The 20102-nt window shown below is 65.7% G+C and carries 22 protein-coding genes; 6 read left to right on the top strand and 16 right to left on the bottom strand.

Going from position 1 to position 20102, the window contains the following annotated elements:
* Positions 1 to 5: 5 nt before the first annotated feature.
* On the bottom strand, positions 6 to 2324 hold the full coding sequence (gene purL / locus ACGFK1_RS12285) for a phosphoribosylformylglycinamidine synthase subunit PurL (protein WP_393428691.1): 2319 nt from the start codon (positions 2322 to 2324) through the stop codon (positions 6 to 8).
* Positions 2325 to 2371: 47 nt separating this feature from the next.
* On the opposite strand from purL, the gene ACGFK1_RS12290 reads away from it, so the two are divergent.
* Genes ACGFK1_RS12290 through ACGFK1_RS12300 form a run of 3 tightly spaced genes read left to right on the top strand, consistent with a single transcriptional unit; the run spans position 2372 to position 4638 of the window.
* A complete protein-coding gene (locus ACGFK1_RS12290; RefSeq protein WP_393428693.1) occupies positions 2372 to 4183 on the top strand; it encodes a thiamine pyrophosphate-requiring protein in 1812 nt (603 codons plus the stop codon).
* 39 nt (positions 4184 to 4222) lie between these two features.
* A complete protein-coding gene (locus ACGFK1_RS12295; protein ID WP_393428696.1) occupies positions 4223 to 4453 on the top strand; it encodes a hypothetical protein in 231 nt (76 codons plus the stop codon).
* Positions 4454 to 4494: 41 nt separating this feature from the next.
* The gene (locus tag ACGFK1_RS12300; protein ID WP_393428699.1) at positions 4495 to 4638 is read left to right on the top strand and encodes a hypothetical protein; all 144 of its coding nucleotides are present in this window, start codon (positions 4495 to 4497) and stop codon (positions 4636 to 4638) included.
* Here the strand turns inward: ACGFK1_RS12300 and ACGFK1_RS12305 are convergent.
* Positions 4635 to 4985, bottom strand: a complete 351-nt coding sequence (locus ACGFK1_RS12305; RefSeq protein WP_393428702.1) for a VOC family protein — start codon at positions 4983 to 4985, stop codon at positions 4635 to 4637. The genes ACGFK1_RS12300 and ACGFK1_RS12305 overlap by 4 nt on opposite strands.
* Positions 4986 to 5002: 17 nt before the next feature.
* Positions 5003 to 6259 carry a M18 family aminopeptidase gene (locus ACGFK1_RS12310; RefSeq protein WP_393428705.1) on the bottom strand — a complete coding sequence of 419 codons (1257 nt, stop codon included), beginning with the start codon at positions 6257 to 6259 and terminating at the stop codon, positions 5003 to 5005.
* A gap of 43 nt (positions 6260 to 6302) precedes the next feature.
* Here ACGFK1_RS12310 and ACGFK1_RS12315 point away from each other — a divergent pair, with 43 nt between their 5' ends.
* Both ACGFK1_RS12315 and ACGFK1_RS12320 read left to right on the top strand, forming a co-directional pair.
* Positions 6303 to 7328, top strand: a complete 1026-nt coding sequence (locus ACGFK1_RS12315) for a Dyp-type peroxidase (protein WP_393428708.1) — start codon at positions 6303 to 6305, stop codon at positions 7326 to 7328.
* The gene (locus tag ACGFK1_RS12320; RefSeq protein WP_393428711.1) at positions 7325 to 8122 is read left to right on the top strand and encodes a family 1 encapsulin nanocompartment shell protein; all 798 of its coding nucleotides are present in this window, start codon (positions 7325 to 7327) and stop codon (positions 8120 to 8122) included. The genes ACGFK1_RS12315 and ACGFK1_RS12320 overlap by 4 nt, the downstream gene beginning before the upstream one ends.
* Positions 8123 to 8204: 82 nt before the next feature.
* On the opposite strand, the gene ACGFK1_RS12325 is transcribed toward ACGFK1_RS12320, so the two are convergent.
* From ACGFK1_RS12325 to ACGFK1_RS12365, 9 genes are all read right to left on the bottom strand, one after another.
* On the bottom strand, positions 8205 to 8795 hold the full coding sequence (locus ACGFK1_RS12325; protein WP_393428714.1) for a hypothetical protein: 591 nt from the start codon (positions 8793 to 8795) through the stop codon (positions 8205 to 8207).
* Positions 8792 to 10357 carry a phage tail sheath family protein gene (locus tag ACGFK1_RS12330; RefSeq protein ID WP_393428717.1) on the bottom strand — a complete coding sequence of 522 codons (1566 nt, stop codon included), beginning with the start codon at positions 10355 to 10357 and terminating at the stop codon, positions 8792 to 8794. The genes ACGFK1_RS12325 and ACGFK1_RS12330 overlap by 4 nt, the downstream gene beginning before the upstream one ends.
* 60 nt (positions 10358 to 10417) lie before the next feature.
* Positions 10418 to 11641, bottom strand: a complete 1224-nt coding sequence (locus tag ACGFK1_RS12335; RefSeq protein ID WP_393428720.1) for a hypothetical protein — start codon at positions 11639 to 11641, stop codon at positions 10418 to 10420.
* Between the two features lie 107 nt (positions 11642 to 11748).
* Positions 11749 to 12213 carry a hypothetical protein gene (locus ACGFK1_RS12340; protein WP_393428723.1) on the bottom strand — a complete coding sequence of 155 codons (465 nt, stop codon included), beginning with the start codon at positions 12211 to 12213 and terminating at the stop codon, positions 11749 to 11751.
* Positions 12214 to 12464: 251 nt separating this feature from the next.
* Positions 12465 to 13679 (bottom strand): hypothetical protein, encoded by a 1215-nt coding sequence (locus tag ACGFK1_RS12345; RefSeq protein ID WP_393428726.1) that lies wholly within the window; start codon positions 13677 to 13679, stop codon positions 12465 to 12467.
* A 131-nt stretch (positions 13680 to 13810) separates the two neighbouring features.
* On the bottom strand, positions 13811 to 14095 hold the full coding sequence (locus tag ACGFK1_RS12350) for a type VII secretion target (protein ID WP_393428730.1): 285 nt from the start codon (positions 14093 to 14095) through the stop codon (positions 13811 to 13813).
* Positions 14096 to 14259: 164 nt separating this feature from the next.
* Complete coding sequence (purQ, locus tag ACGFK1_RS12355) at positions 14260 to 14934, bottom strand: phosphoribosylformylglycinamidine synthase subunit PurQ (RefSeq protein WP_393428733.1); 675 nt, start codon at positions 14932 to 14934, stop codon at positions 14260 to 14262.
* Positions 14931 to 15170 carry a phosphoribosylformylglycinamidine synthase subunit PurS gene (gene purS / locus ACGFK1_RS12360; RefSeq protein ID WP_393428736.1) on the bottom strand — a complete coding sequence of 80 codons (240 nt, stop codon included), beginning with the start codon at positions 15168 to 15170 and terminating at the stop codon, positions 14931 to 14933. Before purS ends, purQ begins: the two co-directional genes overlap by 4 nt.
* A gap of 36 nt (positions 15171 to 15206) precedes the next feature.
* Entirely contained in the window at positions 15207 to 15878 is a 672-nt protein-coding gene (locus ACGFK1_RS12365; RefSeq protein ID WP_393428739.1) for an ATPase, read from the bottom strand.
* Positions 15879 to 15934: 56 nt separating this feature from the next.
* Between ACGFK1_RS12365 and ACGFK1_RS12370 the strand changes: the two genes are divergently transcribed.
* Complete coding sequence (locus ACGFK1_RS12370; RefSeq protein ID WP_393428742.1) at positions 15935 to 16585, top strand: MBL fold metallo-hydrolase; 651 nt, start codon at positions 15935 to 15937, stop codon at positions 16583 to 16585.
* 22 nt (positions 16586 to 16607) lie between these two features.
* Here ACGFK1_RS12370 and ACGFK1_RS12375 read toward each other — a convergent pair whose 3' ends face one another.
* The 4 genes from ACGFK1_RS12375 to ACGFK1_RS12390 all read right to left on the bottom strand — a co-directional run bounded on the left by ACGFK1_RS12375 (position 16608) and on the right by ACGFK1_RS12390 (position 20099).
* Complete coding sequence (locus ACGFK1_RS12375; protein ID WP_393428745.1) at positions 16608 to 18251, bottom strand: FAD-binding dehydrogenase; 1644 nt, start codon at positions 18249 to 18251, stop codon at positions 16608 to 16610.
* Between the two features lie 22 nt (positions 18252 to 18273).
* A complete protein-coding gene (locus ACGFK1_RS12380) occupies positions 18274 to 18978 on the bottom strand; it encodes a DUF2334 domain-containing protein (RefSeq protein ID WP_393428748.1) in 705 nt (234 codons plus the stop codon).
* 62 nt (positions 18979 to 19040) lie between these two features.
* Positions 19041 to 19532: a glutathione peroxidase gene (locus ACGFK1_RS12385; protein WP_393428751.1), complete on the bottom strand. Its 492-nt coding sequence runs from the start codon at positions 19530 to 19532 to the stop codon at positions 19041 to 19043.
* Between the two features lie 9 nt (positions 19533 to 19541).
* Entirely contained in the window at positions 19542 to 20099 is a 558-nt protein-coding gene (locus ACGFK1_RS12390; protein WP_393428754.1) for a TetR/AcrR family transcriptional regulator, read from the bottom strand.
* Between the last annotated feature and the right edge of the window lie 3 nt (positions 20100 to 20102).

The following is a 20102-nucleotide window of genomic DNA, read 5'->3' on the forward strand; positions in this document are numbered from 1 at the left end:
GAAGGTCACCCGAACAACCCGGGGAGCACGCCCTCCGACGTGCTGCGCAGGTCCTCCAGAGAAACCGTGAACAAGCCTTGAACTTCGATCGAATCGCTGCCCTCGTCCACGACGCCGATACGCGTCGCGGGCAGTCCGCGGGCTTCGCACATCGCGCGCAACCGGCTCTCCTCGGTGCGCGGCACCGCGACCAGTACCCGGCCTGCCGACTCGGAGAATAAGAACGTGAACGCGCCTGTGCCCGATTCAAAGCCTTCGGGAACCACAATGCGGCAACCGGTTTCGCCGGCAAGCGCGGCTTCGACGACGGCCTGCATCAGCCCGCCCTCGGACAAATCGTGTGCGGCGGATACCAGCCCGTCGCGAGACGCGGCGGCAAGCACTTCGGCGAGAAGCTTCTCGCGGGCAAGGTCCACCTTCGGTGGCAGTCCGCCGAGATGGTCGGCGGTGACCTGCGCCCAGATCGAGCCGTCGAATTCGTCGCGGGTGTCGCCGAGCAGGATCAGGGTTTCACCCGGTTCGGTGCCAAGCCCCGTCGGGATGCGCCGCTTGACGTCATCGATCACGCCGAGCACCCCCACCACCGGCGTCGGCAGGATCGGCGTGTTGCCGGTTTGGTTGTAGAAGCTGACGTTGCCACCGGTAACCGGAATGCCAAGGGTGGCACAACCGTCCGCCAATCCCCTGACGGCCTGGCTGAACTGCCACATCACCGCGGGGTCTTCCGGCGAGCCGAAGTTGAGGCAGTTGGTGACGGCCACCGGCTTGGCGCCGGTGACGGCGACGTTGCGGTACGCCTCGGCCAGCGCCAGTTGCGCGCCGGTGTACGGGTCGAGTTGCGTGTAGCGACCGGACGCGTCGGTGGACACCGCGATGCCGCGGCCGGTGGCCTCGTCGACGCGCAGCACGCCGCCGTCGGCGTGTTCGGCGAGCACGGTGTTGCCGCGCACGTAGCGGTCATACTGTTCGGTGATGAACGCCCGGCTGCACAGGTGCGGACTACCAAGCAGCGCAAGCAAAGTCGCTTTCAGCTCCTCGCCGGTCTTCGGCCTCGGCAGATCGGCGGAGGTGTTCGCGTTCAGCGCGTCCTGCGTGCCAGGACGCTGCACCGGCCGCTCGTAGACGGGGCCTTCGTGGGCGACCGTGCGTGGCGGCACGTCGACGACGGTCTCGCCGTGCCAGGTGATCTCCAGTCGGTCGCCGTCGGTCACCTCGCCGATCACGGTGGCCAGCACGTCCCACTTTCGGCACACCGCCATGAACGCCTCGACGTTCTCGGGGGTGACGACCGCACACATTCGCTCCTGCGACTCGCTGGACAGGATCTCGGCGGGCGTCATGTTGGCGGCCCGCAGCGGAACACTGTCCAGCTCGATCCGCATGCCACCGTCACCGGCCGACGCGAGTTCGGATGTGGCACAAGACAACCCGGCGCCACCGAGGTCCTGGATACCCACGACCAGGTCGTTGGCGTACAACTCGAGGCAGCACTCGATGAGCACCTTCTCCATGAACGGGTCGCCGACCTGAACGCTCGGCAGCTTCTTGCGGCCCGGCGCCCCACTCTCGTCGCCACCGAAGGTCTCGGATGCCAACACCGAAACGCCGCCGATGCCATCGAGGCCGGTGCGCGCACCGAACAGGATGATCTTGTTGCCGGTGCCCGATGCGAACGCCAGGTGAAGGTCTTCCCTACGCAGCACGCCGACGCACAGCGCGTTGACCAACGGGTTGCCCGCGTAGCAGGCGTCGAACACCGTCTCGCCGCCGATGTTCGGCAGCCCAAGAGAGTTGCCGTAGCCGCCGATGCCCCGCACCACCCCGTCGACCACCCGGCGGGTGTCGGGCGCGTCCGCGGCGCCGAACCGCAACTGGTCCATCACCGCCACCGGTCGCGCTCCCATGGCCATGATGTCGCGGACGATGCCGCCGACGCCGGTGGCCGCGCCCTGGTACGGCTCGATGTACGAGGGGTGGTTGTGCGACTCCACCTTGAAGGTGGCCGCCCACCCGTCGCCGATGTCGACCACCCCGGCGTTCTCGCCGATGCCGGCCAGCATCGCCTCACGCATCTTCTCCGTGGTGGTTTCGCCGAAGTAGCGCAGATGCACCTTCGACGACTTGTACGAACAGTGCTCGCTCCACATCACCGAGTACATGGCCAGCTCGGCGTCGGTGGGCCTGCGGCCGAGAATATCGCGTATCCGCTGGTACTCGTCGTCCTTGAGGCCGAGTTCGCGGAACGGCTGCGGGTGCTCGGGAGTGGCGGCGGCGCGGTCGACAGTGTCTACAGTTTCCGAGGCCTGGGTGAGCTCCGACGTCACAGGGCCAGTCTAGTTTGGCGCCGATCATGGCGGGTATCGCGACGCTCATGGGTCAAACCGTTGCTGATTTCCTCCTTGCCCGCCTGCGCGAATGGGGTGTCGAGCAGGTCTTCGGTTACCCCGGCGACGGGATCAACGGAATCGTCGCGGCATTCGGCAAGGCGGACAACAAGCCGCGGTTCGTGCAGGCGCGCCACGAGGAGATGGCGGCCTTCGCGGCCACGGGCTACGCCAAGTTCTCTGGCGACGTCGGTGTCTGCCTCGCCACGTCCGGGCCCGGGGCGATTCACCTGCTCAACGGGCTTTACGACGCCAAGCTCGACCACACGCCGGTGGTGGCGATCGTCGGGCAGACGGCGCGCAGCGCGATGGGCGGCAGTTACCAACAGGAGGTCGACCTGCAGACCCTGTTCAAGGATGTGGCCAGCGACTACCTGGTCGAGGTCAACGTCGCCAGCCAACTACCCAACGCGATCGACAGGGCGATCCGGACCGCGCGCGCCCGCCGCGCACCCACCGCGGTGGTGATCCCGTCGGACCTGCAGGAGGAGCCCTACGAGCCGCCGGGTCACGCCTTCAAACAGGTGCCGTCGAGCGGGCCGCACGACGTCGAGCCGCTGGCCGCCGCCGATCCTGTCGCGATCTCACTGGCCGCCGACATCCTCAATGCCGGGTCCAGGGTCGCGATCCTGGTCGGGCAGGGCGCTCGCGGGGCGGCCACTGAGATCCACGAGATCGCCGAGCGCACCGGCGCGGGTGTGGCCAAGGCGTTACTGGGCAAGGACGTGCTGTCCGATGACCTGCCCTACGTCACTGGGGCCATCGGCCTGCTTGGCACCAGAGCCAGCTACGAACTGATGCGCGACTGCGACACTCTGCTGATCGTCGGCTCCAACTTTCCCTACAGCCAGTTCCTGCCCGACTATGGTAAGGCCCGCGCGGTGCAGATCGATATTGACGGCGCGAACATCGGCATGCGTTATCCCACCGAGGTCAACATCGTCGCGGACGCGAAAATCGCTCTGGCGGAACTAGTTCCGCTGCTGAACCGCAAGACCGAGCGGTCGTGGCGGGATACTGTCGAGAGCAACGTCGCGCGGTGGTGGCAGACCGTTGAGCGGCAAGTGATGTTGTCCGCCGAACCGGTGAACCCGATGCGGGTGGTGTGGGAGCTGTCCAACCGGCTACCCGCCGACGCGATCGTCACGGGCGATTCCGGCTCGTCGACCAACTGGTACGCCCGCTGTCTGCGGTTCGGCCCCGCAACGCGGGGGTCGCTGTCGGGAACGCTGGCCACCATGGGCCCGGCGGTGCCGTACGCCATCGGCGCCAAGTACGCCCACCCGCACCGCCCGGTCGTCGCATTGGTGGGCGACGGGGCAATGCAAATGAACGGGCTGGCCGAACTGCTCACCGTGCGCCGATACTGGCGGCAATGGGCGGATCCGCGGCTGGTGGTCTGCGTGTTCCACAACAACGACTTGTCGCACGTGACGTGGGAGCTGCGGGCGATGGGCGGCGCACCGAAATTCGAGGAGTCACAGACACTGCCAGAGGTGTCGTATGCCGACGTGGCCCGCGCGATGGGGTTGTCGGCGATCGCCGTCGACGACCCTGAGGCGCTGGGCGCCGCGTGGGACCAGGCACTGTCCGCCAGCGAGCCCGTGGTGCTCGATGTGCGAACGGACCCGGAGGTGCCCCCCATCCCGCCGCATGCCACCTACGACGAGATGAAGTCGATGGCCGAAGCCATCCTCAAGGGCGATCCAAACGGCTGGCATGCGGTCGGCGAGCTCGCGAAGAACAAAGCCGCCGAACTGGTCACGCGTGTCGGTTTGTCGTCGAAAAGGGGCGGGTAGGCGTGCAATACGCCAATTTGACGCGAAGGAAGGTGACGTATGAGCACCACAAGCGAAACCGGCCAAGTGACCGGCACCAAGGACAAGAACTACAACCTGCTTTGGTACACCGAGCAGTGCCTGGAGAACGCGCTGAGGCTCGAGACCTACATCGGCGACGCCGAGCGCGAGGGTGACAACGAGGTGGTCGAGTTGTTCCGCAAGGCTCAGGCCGACAGCAAGAAGGGCGCCGAGGAGGGCAAACGCCTCCTGGCGCAGCGCATCAAGTAATAGGGCGTTTGCGCTCGGCGAACGGCGGGTAGTTCTCGCGCGTGAGCGACACCGGCGAACCCTGCGACGTCACTGAATTCAGGGACGCGAACTACAACGCGCTGTGGTACGCCGAACAGTGCCTGCTGCGACTGCAGAACCACCTCGCCGCCGCCGAGCGCGACTGCCAGCGGCCGGTCGCCTAATCGGCTCCGGAGATCACGCAGAACGCATTACCCTCCGGGTCCGCCAGCACCACCCATGCGACGGGGCCAAGGCTGTGCCGTCCGGTCTCCCGTGCCCCGAGATCCACCAACCGCTTCACCTCCGCCTCCACATCGGCCGCGGTGAAGTCGAGATGGATCTTGTTCTTTCCGGGGGTCGGATCCGCGACCTTCTGAAACAGCAATTTGGGTCCCGGTTGACGTTCGACGGCGACGTATTCGCCAGGGACATAAGGCGTCAACTGCCCGCCGGCGGCCTCTGCCCACCATTGGGCCGCCGTATCGGGGTCGGTGGTGTCGAACGTGATGGATTCCACGGAGAGTGCCATGGCGCGCCGACCTTAGATCAGCCCGGTGACAAAAACGCCCCGAGCGCGGCGGCGTAGGCCACGACGTCGTCGGCTCCCATCAACTCCCGCGCCGAATGCATGGCCAACTGCGGCGCGCCGACGTCGACGGTGGGAATGCCGGTGCGCGCCGCGGTCATGGGCCCGATCGTGGACCCGCACGGCAGATCGGCGCGATGCTCGTAGCGCTGCAGCGGAACGCCCGCCTGTGCACACGCCAACGCGAACGCCGCCGCGGTGCGGCCGTCGGTGGCGTAGCGCAGGTTTGGTTGCACCTTGAGCACCGGTCCGCGGTTCACCTCGATCGGGTGACCGGGTTCGTGGCGTTCGGGGTAGTTCGGATGCGTGGCGTGCGCCATATCGCCGGAGGCCACCACCGACGTCGAGAGCCTGCGCAGGTAGTCCTCCCGGCCACCGCCGGCGGCCAGGGTGATGCGCTCCAACACCGTCGGGAGCAGTTCGGACTGTGCGCCGTGGTCGGACTGCGAGCCCACCTCTTCGTGGTCGAAGAGGGCGAGCACCGGAAGATGCTCGTTCGGCGCCGCGGCCAGGAATGCTTCCAGCCCCGCGTAGCAGGTGGCCTGGTTGTCCAGCCGCGGCGCGCTCACCAGTTCCTGATTGGCGCCCGCCAGCCGCGACGGGTTGAGGTCGTGGGTCATCAGGTCGTAGCCCAGCACGTCGGCCTCCGAGACGCCCGCATGCTCGGCGACGTAACGCAGAAATGAGCGGGTGCCGCTGCCGACGCCCCATACCGCGTTGACGTGGCGCTGCGGGTCCAAAGACAGCGATTTGCGGTCCTCGGCCAGATGAATGGCCAGCTGAGGGACGCGTAGGACCGGTTCGTCGATGCGGACCAGCCAGTTGTCGATGGTGTCGCCGACCCGGATGGACAGCTTGCCGCTGACGCCGAGGTCGCGGTCCAGCCACGAGTTCAGCCAGGCCCCGCCGTAGGGCTGCAACGCGACCACCTGCCAGCCCGAGACGAACCGGTCGGGATGCTGTTTGACCCGGAGGTTGGGGCTGTCGGTGTGGGCCCCGACGATCCGGAACGGGGTGCTCGCGCCGTGGCCGGCTTTCCAGGCGACCAGCGAGCCTGCCCGCACGGTGAAGAAGCGCCCCGAGGCGGGCCATGCGTCGGCTTCGGACAACTCGGTGAACCCGGCGTCCGCCAGTCGCCGCGAAGCCGTCGCACAGACATGGAATGGCGAGGGTGACGCGTCGATGAACTCACACAGCCCCGGTGCACTTGCCGACATGGTTAACCATCATGGCCGACGATCTTGACGATAAGGTCAGACGGTGCCCGACCCACTACCGCAACCGGTAACGGCGCCGTTGACACCGGCCGCCATCTTTCTGGTGGTCACCATTGACGAAGGCGGCGAGGCCGCCGTGCACGACGCGCTGCCCGACATCGCCGGGCTGGTGCGCGCCGTCGGCTTCCGCGACCCGGACAAGAAGTTGTCGGTGGTGACCTCCATCGGATCTGACGCGTGGGACCGGTTGTTCTCTGGACCGCGGCCCGCCGAGCTGACCCGGTTCATCGAACTCGATGGTGGACGCCACAAGGCTCCTGCCACGCCCGGTGATCTGTTGTTCCACATCAGGGCGAACTCGATGGACATGTGCTTCGAGTTGGCGGGCCGGATTGTCAAGGCACTGGGCGCGGTTACGGTCGTCGACGAGACGCACGGTTTCCGCTTCTTCGACAACCGCGATCTGCTCGGCTTCGTCGACGGGACCGAAAACCCGGACGGCCCACTTGCAGTGTCGGCCACCGAGATTGGCGACGAGGATGCCGACTTCGCGGGCGGCTGCTACGTCCACGTGCAGAAGTACCTGCACGACATGTCGGCGTGGGATGCGCTGTCGGTCACCGAGCAGGAATTGGTGATCGGCCGCAGCAAGCTCGAGGACATCGAGATGGACGACGATGTGAAGCCCGTCAACTCGCACATCGCGCTGAACGTGATCGAGGACGAGGACGGCAACGAACTCAAGATCGTCAGGCACAACATGCCGTTCGGCGAGATCGGCAAGGTTGAGTACGGCACCTACTTCATCGGCTATTCGCGTACCGCCGCGGTGACCGAACGGATGTTGCGCAACATGTTCATCGGCGATCCGCCGGGAAACACCGACCACATCCTCGAGTTCTCGACCGCCGTCACGGGCGGCAAGTTCTTCACGCCGATCGTTGATTTTCTCAATGACCCACCACCGCTTCCGGATTCGGAGCCAGAAAAGCAACCAGAAATCACTGTTGTGCCCGTCGCCACCAACGGGTCGCTGGCGATCGGCAGCCTGAAAGGAACCCGTCAATGAACAACCTGTATCGCGAGCTGGCTCCGATCACCGATGGTGCGTGGGAGCAGATCGAAGAGGAGGCCACGCGAACGTTCAAGCGGCACATCGCCGGTCGACGGGTGGTCGACGTCAGCGAGCCGGGCGGCCCGGTGACCGCGGGCATCAGCACCGGTCACCTGCTGGACGTTGCGTCGCCGGGCGACGGCGTGGTGGCGCATCTGCGGGAGGCCAAGCCGCTGGTGCGACTGCGGGTGCCGTTCACGGTGTCGCGCACCGCGATCGACGATGTCGAGCGGGGCTCGCAGGACTCGGATTGGGATCCGGTCAAGGACGCCGCCAAGAAGCTGGCCTTCGTCGAGGATCGGGCGATTTTCGAAGGGTATGCGGCGGCGTCCATCGACGGCATCCGGGCCTGCAGCTCGAACACCGCGCTGGCGCTTCCGCAGGACGCCAACGAGATTCCTGACGCGATCGCACAGGCGCTGTCGGAGTTGCGGTTGGCGGGCGTCGACGGTCCGTATTCGGTGCTGCTGTCGGCCGATGTGTACACGAAGGTCAGCGAGACGACCGAACACGGCTATCCGATCCGCGAGCATCTCAACCGGCTGGTCGACGGCGAAATCATCTGGGCGCCCGCGATCGACGGCGCGTTCGTGCTGTCGACACGCGGCGGCGATTTCGATCTGCAGCTGGGCACCGACGTGTCGATCGGCTACTCCTCGCACGACGCCGACAACGTCGAGCTGTACCTGGAAGAGACGATGACGTTTGTCTGCTACACGGCCGAAGCCTCGGTCGCGCTGACGCCCTAACTACCGCGACAACTACCGCGAGCGTGCGTGTCTGTCCGCCGACACGCCGCGTTCCGTGCGCATTTCGCGCACGGTCGCGGGGCTACGAGCGTGCGTCGGCTTCGTCGACCAGTTCGTTCGTCTGCAGATCGAGCCGCTGCGGGCGAGTCGCTCGGTCGGTGTCCGTTGTGACCTTCATGACCAGATTCGCCGGATCCAAGCCGAGCGCCCGCAAACCGGCGATCGCCGTGTCGACCGCTTCTTGCTCGGGGATGTCGCGGCCACCGGCATAGACCTTCGTGGTGTGGGCGTACGCGGTGGTTCCGTTCGAAGGACGGTGAAAGGAGACCGTTCGCACACTGTCGGGCCGTTGGGGCGGGCCGTTCCAGGCGCCGGTGGTGTCGAACTGGTTGACCACCGCGACCGCTGCTCCGTTGTCGGAGATGAGCTCGGCATGCATTTCGGTCATGCCCGTTGCCACGAGGGACGGCCCGTTCACGGTCACGGTCGCCCCGCCGACAACCGCACGCCGCAGCAGCGCGTAGCTCCGGAATATCGGGTTCGGTCCGATGTTGGCGTTGAACTCCGTATGCAGTGCCAGCGTCGACTGAGCGACAACCGTGTGCGCGGCGTGTGAGTAGTGGACAGTGGCCGAGTAGCCCCACGTGTTCACGGTGTCGGTCAGGATGATCATGGCGGCCCCTTCTGCCCAGCGGTCAGGTGCAACTGCAGGATGACAAATTCGGCGGGTTTGAGAGGGGCAAAGCCGACGACGAGGTTCACCACGCCGTTGGCGATATCCCCGGTTGTCGTGGTTTCGCTGTCGCATTTGACGAAATTGGCGTCCCTGGGCGTCTGCCCTTGGAAGGCGCCCTTCCGGAATAGGCCGTTCAGGAATGCGCCGGCTGTGAGCCGGATTTGCGCCCACAGTGTTTCATCGTTCGGTTCGAGCACCACCCATTGCAATCCGCGTTGCAGACTTTCTTCTATGAACAGAGCGGTGCGCCGCACGGGGATGTACTTGTATTCATCGGCGTAGGCGTCGCCCCCACGCATCGTGCGTGCTCCCCACAGCACCGGCCCGATGCCAGTGAAGTTCCGAATCACGTTGATGCCGTTCTGATTCAAGGGCCCCGACTGCGCGTCGGAAAGGTCTTCCGCCATCCCCGCCACACCTGCGAGCGACGCGTGGGTACCCGCCGGAGCTTTCCAGACCCCCCATGTGGCGTCAGTGCGCGCGATGACGCCTGCGACGGCGCCGCAGACCGCGAAAGGCTCTATCTGATTGCCACGCAATGGATTAGCCTGCATTGGCCTGGGATAGAAGATCGCCGCATTACGCGCGGCCGTGCCCGGGAATGGGAATTCGGCGAGCCGGTTCGCGAAGCTGTCGCGGGTCCAGTCCGAAGGCGGGTCGACGAGGAGGAACGCGCGACGTTCGACGCAATAGCCGAGGATGTCTGCATACACCGACGGCGGCACTGAATCGTTGAGAGCATTCGCCGACACGCACATGACGTTGACGAGGTCGGCGTGCTCGAGCAAGTACTTGCCGGTGCGCGCCGCTCGATCGCCTGCGTAGTCCGCAATGTCGAGCGGGGCGCCGGCGTGGCCGATGTCGCTCGGCTGCACCCGATCCCATATCGCGTTGCCTGCGCTGTCGACCGATTCGCCAGGGCGCACGAGCAGTGCACCGGCGTCCGCGATCCGCGCCAACGCCGACTCCCGGGCCAACACTCGATCGATGCGTCGCGGACTGTCCTTGACCGTCAGGTTGAGGAACTTCTCCAGCGGTCCGCCCGGCTGGGCCCTGACTCGCAAGCTGAACAGGTCGTCCGGTGCCAGGCCGAGGCCAGTCGCCACGGCTTGGTCGCCGTCGTGTTTGACCTGCGCTTCAAGGTTGTTGGCCCAATCCCCCGGCGATGAAGCGACCAACGCGACGGCGTCGACACTCCCCGCGTTGAGCGCAGCGGCCGCATTCCCGGCCGGCGGGTCCTTGTAGAGTCGACCGATCACGGCATGCGACCCGCCGTTGGCGAAGAAATCTCGGACCGCGAATCCCATCGGATAGTTCAGGTCCAGCGCACCGTAGTGATCGATGAAGTCGGCGAGATCGAAGACGCTGACCGGCTGATCCGTGGGGCCCTTCGCCGCCCGGCCGAGGAACGCCGTAATCGACGTCGCAACACCTGCGATCGAGTGTCCAGCCGAGGACTCGTCGATGTAGACACCCGGGTAGGAGGCTTCGTCCGCCACCTAGCTGATACTCGTCGCCTGTGCCGAGATCCGCAGGCGTTCTGTTATGCCAGGTGGCCCTCAGCGCGGCGCGACCAAATTGAACAATTTGTCGTCGGTGCGTTGGACGAGCGTGGTGTTCACCTTCCACAACTCTGTCGCTTCGTGCGGGGCCGGGCCTGGTATCGACCAGAGGGTGTCGCAGGTCGTCAGGTCGACGCCCTGCGCCGTCCCTTCGCCGAGGGCCACAGCCACCTCACCGTCGGAACCGATGTAGTAGGCGCCCAGGGTTTCGCCCACGCAGGTCTTTCCAGACTTACCGGTCGTCAGATCGAACTGCTGCCACATTCTGTGGTCAGCATCGGCGGCAACGTAGAACCGCGAGCCGATCAGGCGCGCATAGGGCGACGGACCCGACGGCGGTAGCTCTAGGAGCTTGCGACCTTCCAGTGTGAAGATGCGGTTGTTGAATTTGGAGGTGATCGCGGGGAAGTCCAGCGAGCGAGCCAGGAGTCGGCCACCTCGTTCCGGCTCACCGAGCTTCCGACCGGTGTCATCGAAGAAGACCACGCGTTCAGTCGCGTAGTCACTTGCCTTGCTGTACTCGTAACCGAAGCCACCCGGATACACCATGGCGTGCCCGAGCAAGACATCCTGTGGCACTTCGGGTTTCACAACTCTGCCGTCGACGACAGAGAACACTACTTCGGTGACCCTGCCGCTGCCTTGGACTGCGAAAATCGAAGGGGTGGTGTCGCGAGCCATCCTGGTGAACTGAGATGTCAGCTCGCCGTCACCGGGCACGAACCAGGTTGTCTCGCCGCGAGATCCAACGCCATACACACCCTTGTTGGAGACGGTGGCAATCGCGTAGTTCCCGATCTGTTCCAGGCTCGGCTTATCTTGTGTTCTCGCTACCCGGAGATCAGTGGGACCGTCGAAGCTCAGCTTGCCCGACGACGTATCGACCACCCACCCAGTAGACGGCGTTGTCAAGTCGGGTCCTTGGCGCACGCACAGAACATTGGGAGGACTGTTGACGTAACAGTTGAAATCGGTTGCCTCCCCGGCTGCTCCGAGCCGCAGCGGCCCGAAGAGCCGCTGACCGTTGGTGACGTCTATGCCGAGCAGCCACCAACCTTCTCCCGTGATGCCAAGAAAAATGCCGCGATCGCCGACGTTGCCCACCGGTCGCACGACTGTGCCGGCCGGAAGTCCGAGATCCTTGACCGTCGTAGTCCATCCAGGTACCGGCTGCTGACGCATCGACGACGACAACAGGGTCTGTTGGGGCAGATTCGGCAAGGCCGCGGGAGCTTGTGGCCGGCCTGCTGTCGTGTTCCCGCCACAGCTGGCCAATATGAGCGCGACGACCACGAACAGCCATGATCTTCTCGATATCATCCCGCTTCTCAACTCTCGAGTCGTTGCGCCGCCCGGCCGTCCGCGAGCTCCTCACGGCTTTCGGGATGCTGCCAATAGAAGCGCACCAATTCCCGCAGAGCGTGGCCACCCGGCGTGTACCAATCAGAAGGAAGCAGTCGCGTTCGTCCGTCTGCTGTCGTGACGTAGGTGGCTCCGCTGGCCTGATGCGCGTTGCGGGCTCGGTCCGCGACATCTGTCACTTCATCCCACGACCGCTCGACTGTTGTGACTGTGTTACCCAACTCGAGCCCATCGACAGTCAGGCGGACATAACTGGTTCCGCGTCGCCTGACTATCTGTTGCACGCTGAAGATGCCGACCAATGCCCCGGCAGCACAGGCGAATACGAAGTACCTCTCGTCATCGCGCGGCATTCGTATGACGACCATGTCCAGAGGCGCGAACATGGCATAGCAGGCCATCGCACCGAATGCCCCGAAAGTTGAAGCCATAAGAAGGTTGTCAACTCGTCGGTCCGGCCGCGCCGTGATTCCACCATCCTCTAGCTGGACGCGTGGCTTTACTTTGCGTGACGCGACGACCGCCAGCATCGAGACGAACCCAAGGCTGAATACGGCGAACCCCAGTGCCACGACGGCAGACGGAAACTCTCCACGCGCCGCGTAGATGCAGGCCCGAACCAGGCAGAACACCCCGAAGGGGCCGAGCAGGATTCACAGGAACACCGTGGCGAACGCCGACCTCACGGCGGGCACATTACGTTGCCGACCAATTCCCCGACGTATCCGAAGACGAATCCACCCGCGGTGTTGGCTCCCATTGCCGCGATCGGACCGACTCCCGGTATGGCTCCTACCGCGACTGACGTCGCGAGACCGCCAACCAACCCCACACCTCCCGACCACGCGGCGACGCAGCGATCATGCAGCGTGTCCGCCTTGACCATGTTGTAAGCCATAGTCGCGATGCCCAACGCCGGCCCGCCCCACTTTGCGCCGGCTTTGACTTTCTCGAGTTCCGACATCGACAGACCCGGAATGCCCTTGTTGGCTTTAGTTTCCAGGCCTGAAAGCGCACCGCCGGCCAAAGTGGGAATTGGGTCGTTGAAGAACGAGTCAGGCAGCACGCTACGGCGACCGTCTGGCGTCGTGCAGCTACCCGTGCGGACTCCATCCGCGGTCTCCGACATCACGACATGTGTTCCATCGCCGTACCAAACCTCGGTCGACTTGCCGCCGTCCTCGCGAGGAATGGTCGACGTCAGCGAGACCGTCCTACCGGCCTTATCGGTGTGAAGGACTGTTACCGTGCCTGCCGGGTAGACCTGCTCGCTGGGCAAGCTCTGGTGAATGTATTCGGTGGTGACCTGCGTGCTGCCGTCGAGCATCGTGAACGTGGTGATCTGGTTGCCGTCCTTATCGACAGAGTGGCTGACATCTCGGACGGTTGACGCCATGTCCTGCGCGCGGGCGATCTCTTGAAACCGCTTCCCCTCCTCTGTATTTGGGTCGGCAACGTCGTTACCCGGTGACGCGGCCACCGGGCCAGGCGGTCCAAATTCGAGATTCTGGAAGACCAGGCCGTCGCGGGCCCTGGCCGCGAGTAGCCGGAGCGAGGTGGAATCGTCGGCTTCGCCGACCGCATTCAACAGCCTGTTGACTTCAACCTGGGCGCGCTCAGCCTCCTTCTGGAGTTGGGCCGCTTTCTCCGCCGACATCCCCGCCGGATCTATCAACACGACCCACTGATCGGTGACATTCAGCGGACCGCTGTCGATTTCGTCTGCCTTCGATAACAAATCGCTAAGCGCGTTACCAATCCACGCGCTGCCACACTCCAGTGCGCCTGCGAACGCCTCGGCGTATGTCTTGAACGCTGAAGACCGGTCCGTCGCGCGGCCGAACATCTTCGCTGCCTGAACTTGGGCCTCGCCGGACCACGCCCGTGATTCCGGCATTCGATCGATCCGATCGTCCAGGACCCGAACAGCTTGATAGAAATTGGCGCCGCCAGCCCTGATTGTCGATGCGGCCGACAACAGCGAGTCCGGATTCCAGCTCTGCAACCGTGAACGTGAGGGCAGCACAATCAGAACAGCTGTTTGAAGGTGCCCGCGAGAGCGGCGTCGTCGACCTCATACCGGTCGCCTGCTCCGCGAACCGCTTGGCCCATGGCGGTGATGTCTTTGACGATGTCCTTGGCCGCCAGTCCCAGGTGATGTCCGACTTGCTGTGCGGCCCACTGCGTCGTTGAGCCAGGCAGTCCGTCAGCCGCGTTGGTTGCGGCGCCGCTGATATCGAGGCCGCTGATCGAGGCCGCGGCGGAATCAACCTGTGCGGCAAAGGCGCGCAACACCTCTGGATCGACTAGCAACGAGCCTCCCGAAATTTCAGTACGCAATGAGTCGTCTCGACCTTAACGGCTCTCAGACACCCCTCAGCGCACCAATTTCCGCACGCTCGACGCTCGCGAGCGGCCGCCAAATGCCACACTTCCGCGGCGTGTCGCGTACAGACACGCACCCTCGGCGGAAGGCGTCAGGCCGCCAGCACCTGATCCAGCGCCGAGTAGAACAAGCCAAGCCCGTCGTCGGAGGGGCCGGTCAGCGCCTCGGTGGCGTGCTCAGGATGCGGCATCAGACCGACGACGCGGCCGTTGGCCGAACTGATGCCCGCGATGTCGCGCATCGAGCCGTTGGGGTTGTCGCGGTAGCGGAACACCACCCGGCCCTCGCCCTCGAGTTCGTCGAGCACCTTCTCGCTGGCCACATAGCGGCCCTCGCCGGATTTCAGTGGCACCAGGATGTCTGCGCCGACGTCGTAGCGCGATGTCCACGCCGTCGAATTCGACACGACTTCCAGCCACAGATCGCGGCACACGAAGTGCAGACCGGCGTTGCGGGTCAACGCACCGGGCAGCAGGCCCGCCTCGCAAAGAACTTGGAACCCGTTGCAGATGCCCAACACTGGCAAGCCCTGCTCGGCGGCACGGACCACCTCACCCATCACCGGCGCGAACTTCGCGATCGCCCCGCACCGCAGGTAGTCGCCGTAGGAGAACCCGCCGGGCACCACCACTGCGTCAACGCCTTTGAGGTCGGTGTCGGCATGCCACAGGCTGATCGCCTCGGCACCGGCCAACTTGACCGCCCTGGCCGCGTCGACGTCGTCCAGCGTGCCCGGAAATGTGATCACGCCCACACGTGCGGTCATGATTGCTCCCTGCTGACACTGAAGTCCTCGATCACCGTGTTCGCCAACAGCGATTCGGCAATCTCGGCGAGGGTGTCGTCATTGATGCTGTCGTCCACCTCGAGCTCAAACCGCTTGCCCTGCCGCACATCTGAGACACCGTCGAAGCCCAGACGTCCCAACGCGCCAACGATCGCCTGCCCCTGCGGGTCGAGGATCTCCGCCTTGGGCATCACGTGCACAACCACCCTTGCCACGGCGAACACTCTACCGGCGGCAACGCCGCCGCCGCCTCACCGGCACGAACCGAGGTACGCGCTGCACAACGGGGCCGCCATCGCATCCAGCACCTGCGCGTCCGCTACCGGCGGCCAGTCGACCTTCGCCGGCAGCGACGACCACATGGCCAGTTCCACGACGGTGCTGCTGCTCGGGTCAACCAGCAGGTACTCGTGCATGACCCGGTGACCCGCGTCACTGATCACCGCGACGACACGCGTGCCGTCGTCGGTGGTGACCGACGGCGACGCGGCGGCCACCGTCGACTGGCACTCCTGCAGCCGTGACCGGGCGGTTTCCAGCGTCGACGTCGCTGTCGGGCCGCCGGTCGCGGTGGGGCCACGCCAGTGGATCACCTGGACCAGCAGATTCCACTGCCCCTCGGGGTGTAGCACCACCGACCGCGAAGCGACGGCGTACGCGCGCGGATCGTCGGCAACGGGCGCGCTGCTGCACATCGCCTCGAAACCGAACCGTGGCGACGGCGCCGTCACCGCCAAGCCGGCCAGGCCGGGCCAGCGGTACACGGAATACAGCGGCACGGACGCCGGTGCGATCCACGCCGCGTCGGGTATCGCGTCGCAAAACGGCGGGCAGACGCCTGGAACCCCGCGCGCAACCCAGTCAGCACTCGGCGCGATGGCCAACCCGAAGGTTGCCACGGCCACCGCCAGCAGCAATCGCACTCCGCAGCTTCCCTTTGAAGTCCCCCTGGTACTGCCTTCCGCGCCACAATATAGGCATGCAACTGACGCATTTCGGCCATTCATGCCTACTCGCGAATTTCAAGGGCGACGGACAGGACACCACCGTGCTGTTCGACCCAGGCAACTTCTCGCACGGATTCGAGGGCATCACCGGCCTGACGGCCATCCTGATCACGCATCAGCATCCCGACCATGCCGACACGGCGCGGTTGCCTGCGCTCGTCGATGCCAACCCGCAGGCAGCGCTGTACGCCGATCCCCAAACCGCCGCGCAACTGGGCGGGCCGTGGAAGGCCGTTCACGTCGGCGACGAGTTCAGTGTCGGTCACTTGACCGTGCGCGGCGTCGGCGGGCGACATGCCGTGATTCACCCGGAAATTCCTGTCATCGACAACATCTCGTACCTGATCGGCGATGGCTCGCACGCCGCGCGGTTCATGCACCCCGGTGACGCGCTGTTCGCCCCAGGCGAGCCGGTCGATGTACTGGCGGCTCCCGCGGCAGCCCCGTGGATGAAGGTGTCGGAGGCCATCGACTACCTACGGGCCGTCGCACCGGCCCGCGCGGTACCCATCCATCAGGCGATCATCGAGCCCGATGCCCGCGGCATCTACTACGGGCGGCTGACCGAGATGACAGACACCGACTTCCAGGTGCTGGAACCGGAAAACAGCACAGCGTTCTGATTCGCGGCTCCGCCGCGGAGTTCTAAGCCGTCGCCCGCGCGGCCGCCCGGCCCGCCGCTCTGCCGGAGAACACACATCCGCCGAGGAACGTGCCCTCCAGCGAGCGGTAGCCGTGCACACCGCCGCCACCGAAACCGGCAGCTTCACCCGCCGCGTACAGCCCATCGAACGCGGTACCGTCCGACTTCAGGACTCGTGAATCGAGGTCGGTTTCCAAGCCGCCCAACGACTTACGCGTCAGGATGTGCAGCTTGACGGCGATCAGAGGGCCCGCCTTGGGGTCGGTGAGCCGGTGCGGTGCGACGACGCGGGCGACCCTGTCGCCAAGATAGTTGCGAGCCAACCGGATCCAGGCGATCTGAGTGTCTTTCGTGAACCGATTGGCCACCTCGCGGTCGCGCGCGGAAACCTCCGCCTCGACGGCAGAGTAGTCGAGCGGAACCACGTTCGGGACGGCGTTCATCGCGGACACCAAATCCCGCAATGAGTTCGCGCTGACGAAATCGACCCCCTTGTCGATGAACGCCTGCACCGGCGCCGGCGCGCCTCCCCGTCCCCTTGAGAGCACCTCACGCACGCTGCGGCCGGTGAGATCGGGGTTCTGCTCCTGTCCCGACAGTCCGAACTCCTTGCTGATGATCCGCGCGTTGAGGAGATACCAGGTGTAGTCCTGTCCGGTCTGCGAGATGTATTCCAGCGTGCCGAGCGTGTCGAAGCCGGGATACAGCGGAGCCGGCAGCCGTTTGCCGTTGGCATCCAGCCACAACGACGACGGCCCCGGGATGATCCGGATGCCGTGCAGCGGCCAGATCGGGTCGTAGTTGGTGATGCCCTCGGTGTAATGCCACATCCGGTCGCCGTTGATCACGCGCGCGCCCGCGGATTCGGCGATGCCGATCATTCTGCCGTCGACGTGCGCGGGCACCCCGCTGAGCAGTTGCTCGGGCACCCGCCCCATTCGCTTGGGCCAGTTCTGCCGCACCAGGTCGTGGTTTCCGCCGATACCACCGCTTGCCACGATCACCGCCTGCGCGCGAAACTCGAAGTCGCCGACGGTATTTCGTGATGTCTCGACGCCGCGTGCCGCGGTGGTCGGCTCCAGCACCGCACCCCGTACCCCCGTGACGGCGCCCTCCTCCACGACGAGCTCGTCGACCCGGTGCCGGTACGCGAACCGTACCTTCGCGTTGCCCAGCAGCCGACGCGCGAAGACCTCGACGATCGCCGGGCCTGTCCCCCAGGTGATGTGAAAACGGGGCACCGAGTTCCCGTGGCCACGCGCGTCGTAACCGCCTCGCTCCGCCCAGCCCACCAGGGGGAAGGTCTGCAGTCCGCGCTCGCGCAACCAACTGCGCTTCTCGCCCGCGGCGAAGTCGACGTAGGCGTGCGCCCACTGCCGTGGCCAGTGATCCTCCGGTCGGTCGAACCCCGCGGTGCCGAGCCAGTCCTGCAGCGCCAACTCGTAGCTGTCCCGGATGCCAAGCCGGCGCTGTTCGGGACTGTCCACGAAGAACAGGCCGCCGAAGGACCAGAACGCCTGACCGCCGAGGTTGTTGGCGTTCTCCTGGTCGACGATCAGCACGCTGCGCCCGCGCTCGACCAGCTCACATGCGGCCACCAGGCCGGCCAGGCCGGCACCCACCACGATCACATCAGCTTCTGCCACGCCGCCACGTTAGCGGCGTCGGCTATGCGGCGTCTGTCAGAGCGGGATATGGATCCCAGCGGTAGACGGAGGGCACGCACCCGTGCATCAGCGCGAGGTCCACCGCATCCAGCATCGCCTGTCGAGGGCCCGGCTTGCGCAGGTGCCGCGCGGCGACCGCAACGCGCACGACCCCCTCACGTCGCGCCGATCGTTCGGCGGACAGCACAACCGTGCGACACCACCAGGGCTCGCTCAAGAACCCCTCGCCGATGCCGAGCACCCGGCCACGCACCGTCGTCCGACGAACCAGGTCGGTGATACCGCTCAGTCCGGCGAGTAACCGAAACCCGTTGCGCGGCAATGCTTTTACCGCCTCTTGTGACACCGTCCACCCCGGTGCGGCGAACAGCCGGGTGCGCAGGCCCAGATGCTCGAGCACTCGGTCCGCGCCCATCAGGCGCAGATTGGCTTCGTGTGCTTGCAAGGTGGCGAACTCGCCACGCCGCTTGCTGGTAGCCGCCTCGTCGAAGCCGTGCAGCACGATGGCGTCGCCGTGGCCCCGCCGATCGGCAAGCCAATCGACCGTCGGCGCGTCCGCGTCGAGGCGATAGCCACCCTTGATCCTGGGCGCCACCAGGAACGAGGTAGGCACGCCGCGGGCGTCGAGCAGGCCGCAGAACGCATCGACGTCGGCCAGAGTGCGGTCGCTGATCCCGGAAACCGAGACGATCAGTTGTCCCACCACGCGTTCAGTGTGGCAACGTCAGATGTCCCAACGGTTTACAACACGTGGTCGGCAGTTGACATCTATCGCGGCAACACAGCCTCGATCGCCGCGAGCACCTCGGGCGCGTCCGGCGCCGTACGCGGCCGGAACCGGTTGACCACCGTGCCGCCGGGCGCGAGGAGGAACTTCTCGAAGTTCCATTGGACGTCGCCGGCATCGCCGGTGTCATCCGGCGTCTTGGTCAGTGCGGCGTACAGCGGATGGCGGTCCGCGCCGTTGACGTCGGTCTTGGCCAGCAGCGGAAAGGTCACACCGTAATTCGTGGCGCAGAACGTCTGGATCTCCTCGGCGGTGCCCGGCTCCTGGCCCATGAACTGATTGCACGGCACCCCGATCACGGTCAGGCCGCGATCGCCGTAGACCTCCGCCAGCCGCTGCAGCGCGGTGTATTGCGGGGTGAGCCCGCACTTCGACGCCACGTTCACCACCAGGGCCGCACCGTCGGCCAACTGGGCCAGCGTGGTCGGGCGTCCATCCAGCGTCGTCAGCGCGATATCAGAAAGGGAAGTCATACCGGCACATTAACCGCTCTTGAAGAGCATCGACGCGACCCGGTGCACCAGCGCGATCGGATCGGTGTTGTTGTCGATCGCCTTGTTGAGCCACAACAGCGAAAAGCCGTGTACCAGAGACCAAGCCGCCAGCGCGGCGGCCTGCGGATCGCCCTTGGCCTCCGAATCGCCGAGGGTCGCGACACCCTGTGCAAGCTCGGTTCCTGCCGCGCCGACCGCCGCGATCAACTCCTGGTCCTCGGTGTTGATGAGCGAGCGGTCGAACATCACCGCGTAGTGGCCGGGATGGTCCAGCGCAAACCGAACATAGGCAAGCGCCGCATCGATGAAGTCGGGGCGGGCCCCCTTCAGCGCCTCGGCCAACAGGTACCACCCCTCGGCGGCCAGCGCGGTGAACAGGCCGCGGCGGTCGGTGAAGTGGTGCGCGGGTGCAGCGTGGGACACCCCGGCCTCGCGAGCGAGTTCGCGCAGCGAGATGCCATCCGCGCCCCGCTCGGCCACCAGGGCGGCGGCCTTGGCCAGAATGACGGCCTTCAAATCGCCATGGTGGTAGGTGTCCCTGCTCATGAC

It is taken from the genome of Mycobacterium sp. NPDC048908 (assembly GCF_043197955.1).
Taxonomy (GTDB): Bacteria; Actinomycetota; Actinomycetes; order Mycobacteriales; family Mycobacteriaceae; genus Mycobacterium.

Excerpts from the sequence above, each read along its gene's own strand:
- ACGFK1_RS12290 (WP_393428693.1), top strand. The coding sequence starts at position 2,372 with ATGGGTCAAACCGTTGCTGATTTCCTCCTTGCCCGCCTGCGCGAATGG.
- ACGFK1_RS12295 (WP_393428696.1), top strand. The coding sequence starts at position 4,223 with ATGAGCACCACAAGCGAAACCGGCCAAGTGACCGGCACCAAGGACAAG.
- ACGFK1_RS12305 (WP_393428702.1), bottom strand. The coding sequence starts at position 4,985 with ATGGCACTCTCCGTGGAATCCATCACGTTCGACACCACCGACCCCGAT.
- ACGFK1_RS12310 (WP_393428705.1), bottom strand. The coding sequence starts at position 6,259 with ATGTCGGCAAGTGCACCGGGGCTGTGTGAGTTCATCGACGCGTCACCC.
- ACGFK1_RS12320 (WP_393428711.1), top strand. The coding sequence starts at position 7,325 with ATGAACAACCTGTATCGCGAGCTGGCTCCGATCACCGATGGTGCGTGG.
- ACGFK1_RS12325 (WP_393428714.1), bottom strand. The coding sequence starts at position 8,795 with ATGATCATCCTGACCGACACCGTGAACACGTGGGGCTACTCGGCCACT.
- ACGFK1_RS12340 (WP_393428723.1), bottom strand. The coding sequence starts at position 12,213 with ATGGCTTCAACTTTCGGGGCATTCGGTGCGATGGCCTGCTATGCCATG.
- ACGFK1_RS12345 (WP_393428726.1), bottom strand. The coding sequence starts at position 13,679 with ATGCCGGAATCACGGGCGTGGTCCGGCGAGGCCCAAGTTCAGGCAGCG.
- purQ (WP_393428733.1), bottom strand. The coding sequence starts at position 14,934 with ATGACCGCACGTGTGGGCGTGATCACATTTCCGGGCACGCTGGACGAC.
- ACGFK1_RS12370 (WP_393428742.1), top strand. The coding sequence starts at position 15,935 with ATGCAACTGACGCATTTCGGCCATTCATGCCTACTCGCGAATTTCAAG.
- ACGFK1_RS12385 (WP_393428751.1), bottom strand. The coding sequence starts at position 19,532 with ATGACTTCCCTTTCTGATATCGCGCTGACGACGCTGGATGGACGCCCG.
- ACGFK1_RS12390 (WP_393428754.1), bottom strand. The coding sequence starts at position 20,099 with ATGAGCAGGGACACCTACCACCATGGCGATTTGAAGGCCGTCATTCTG.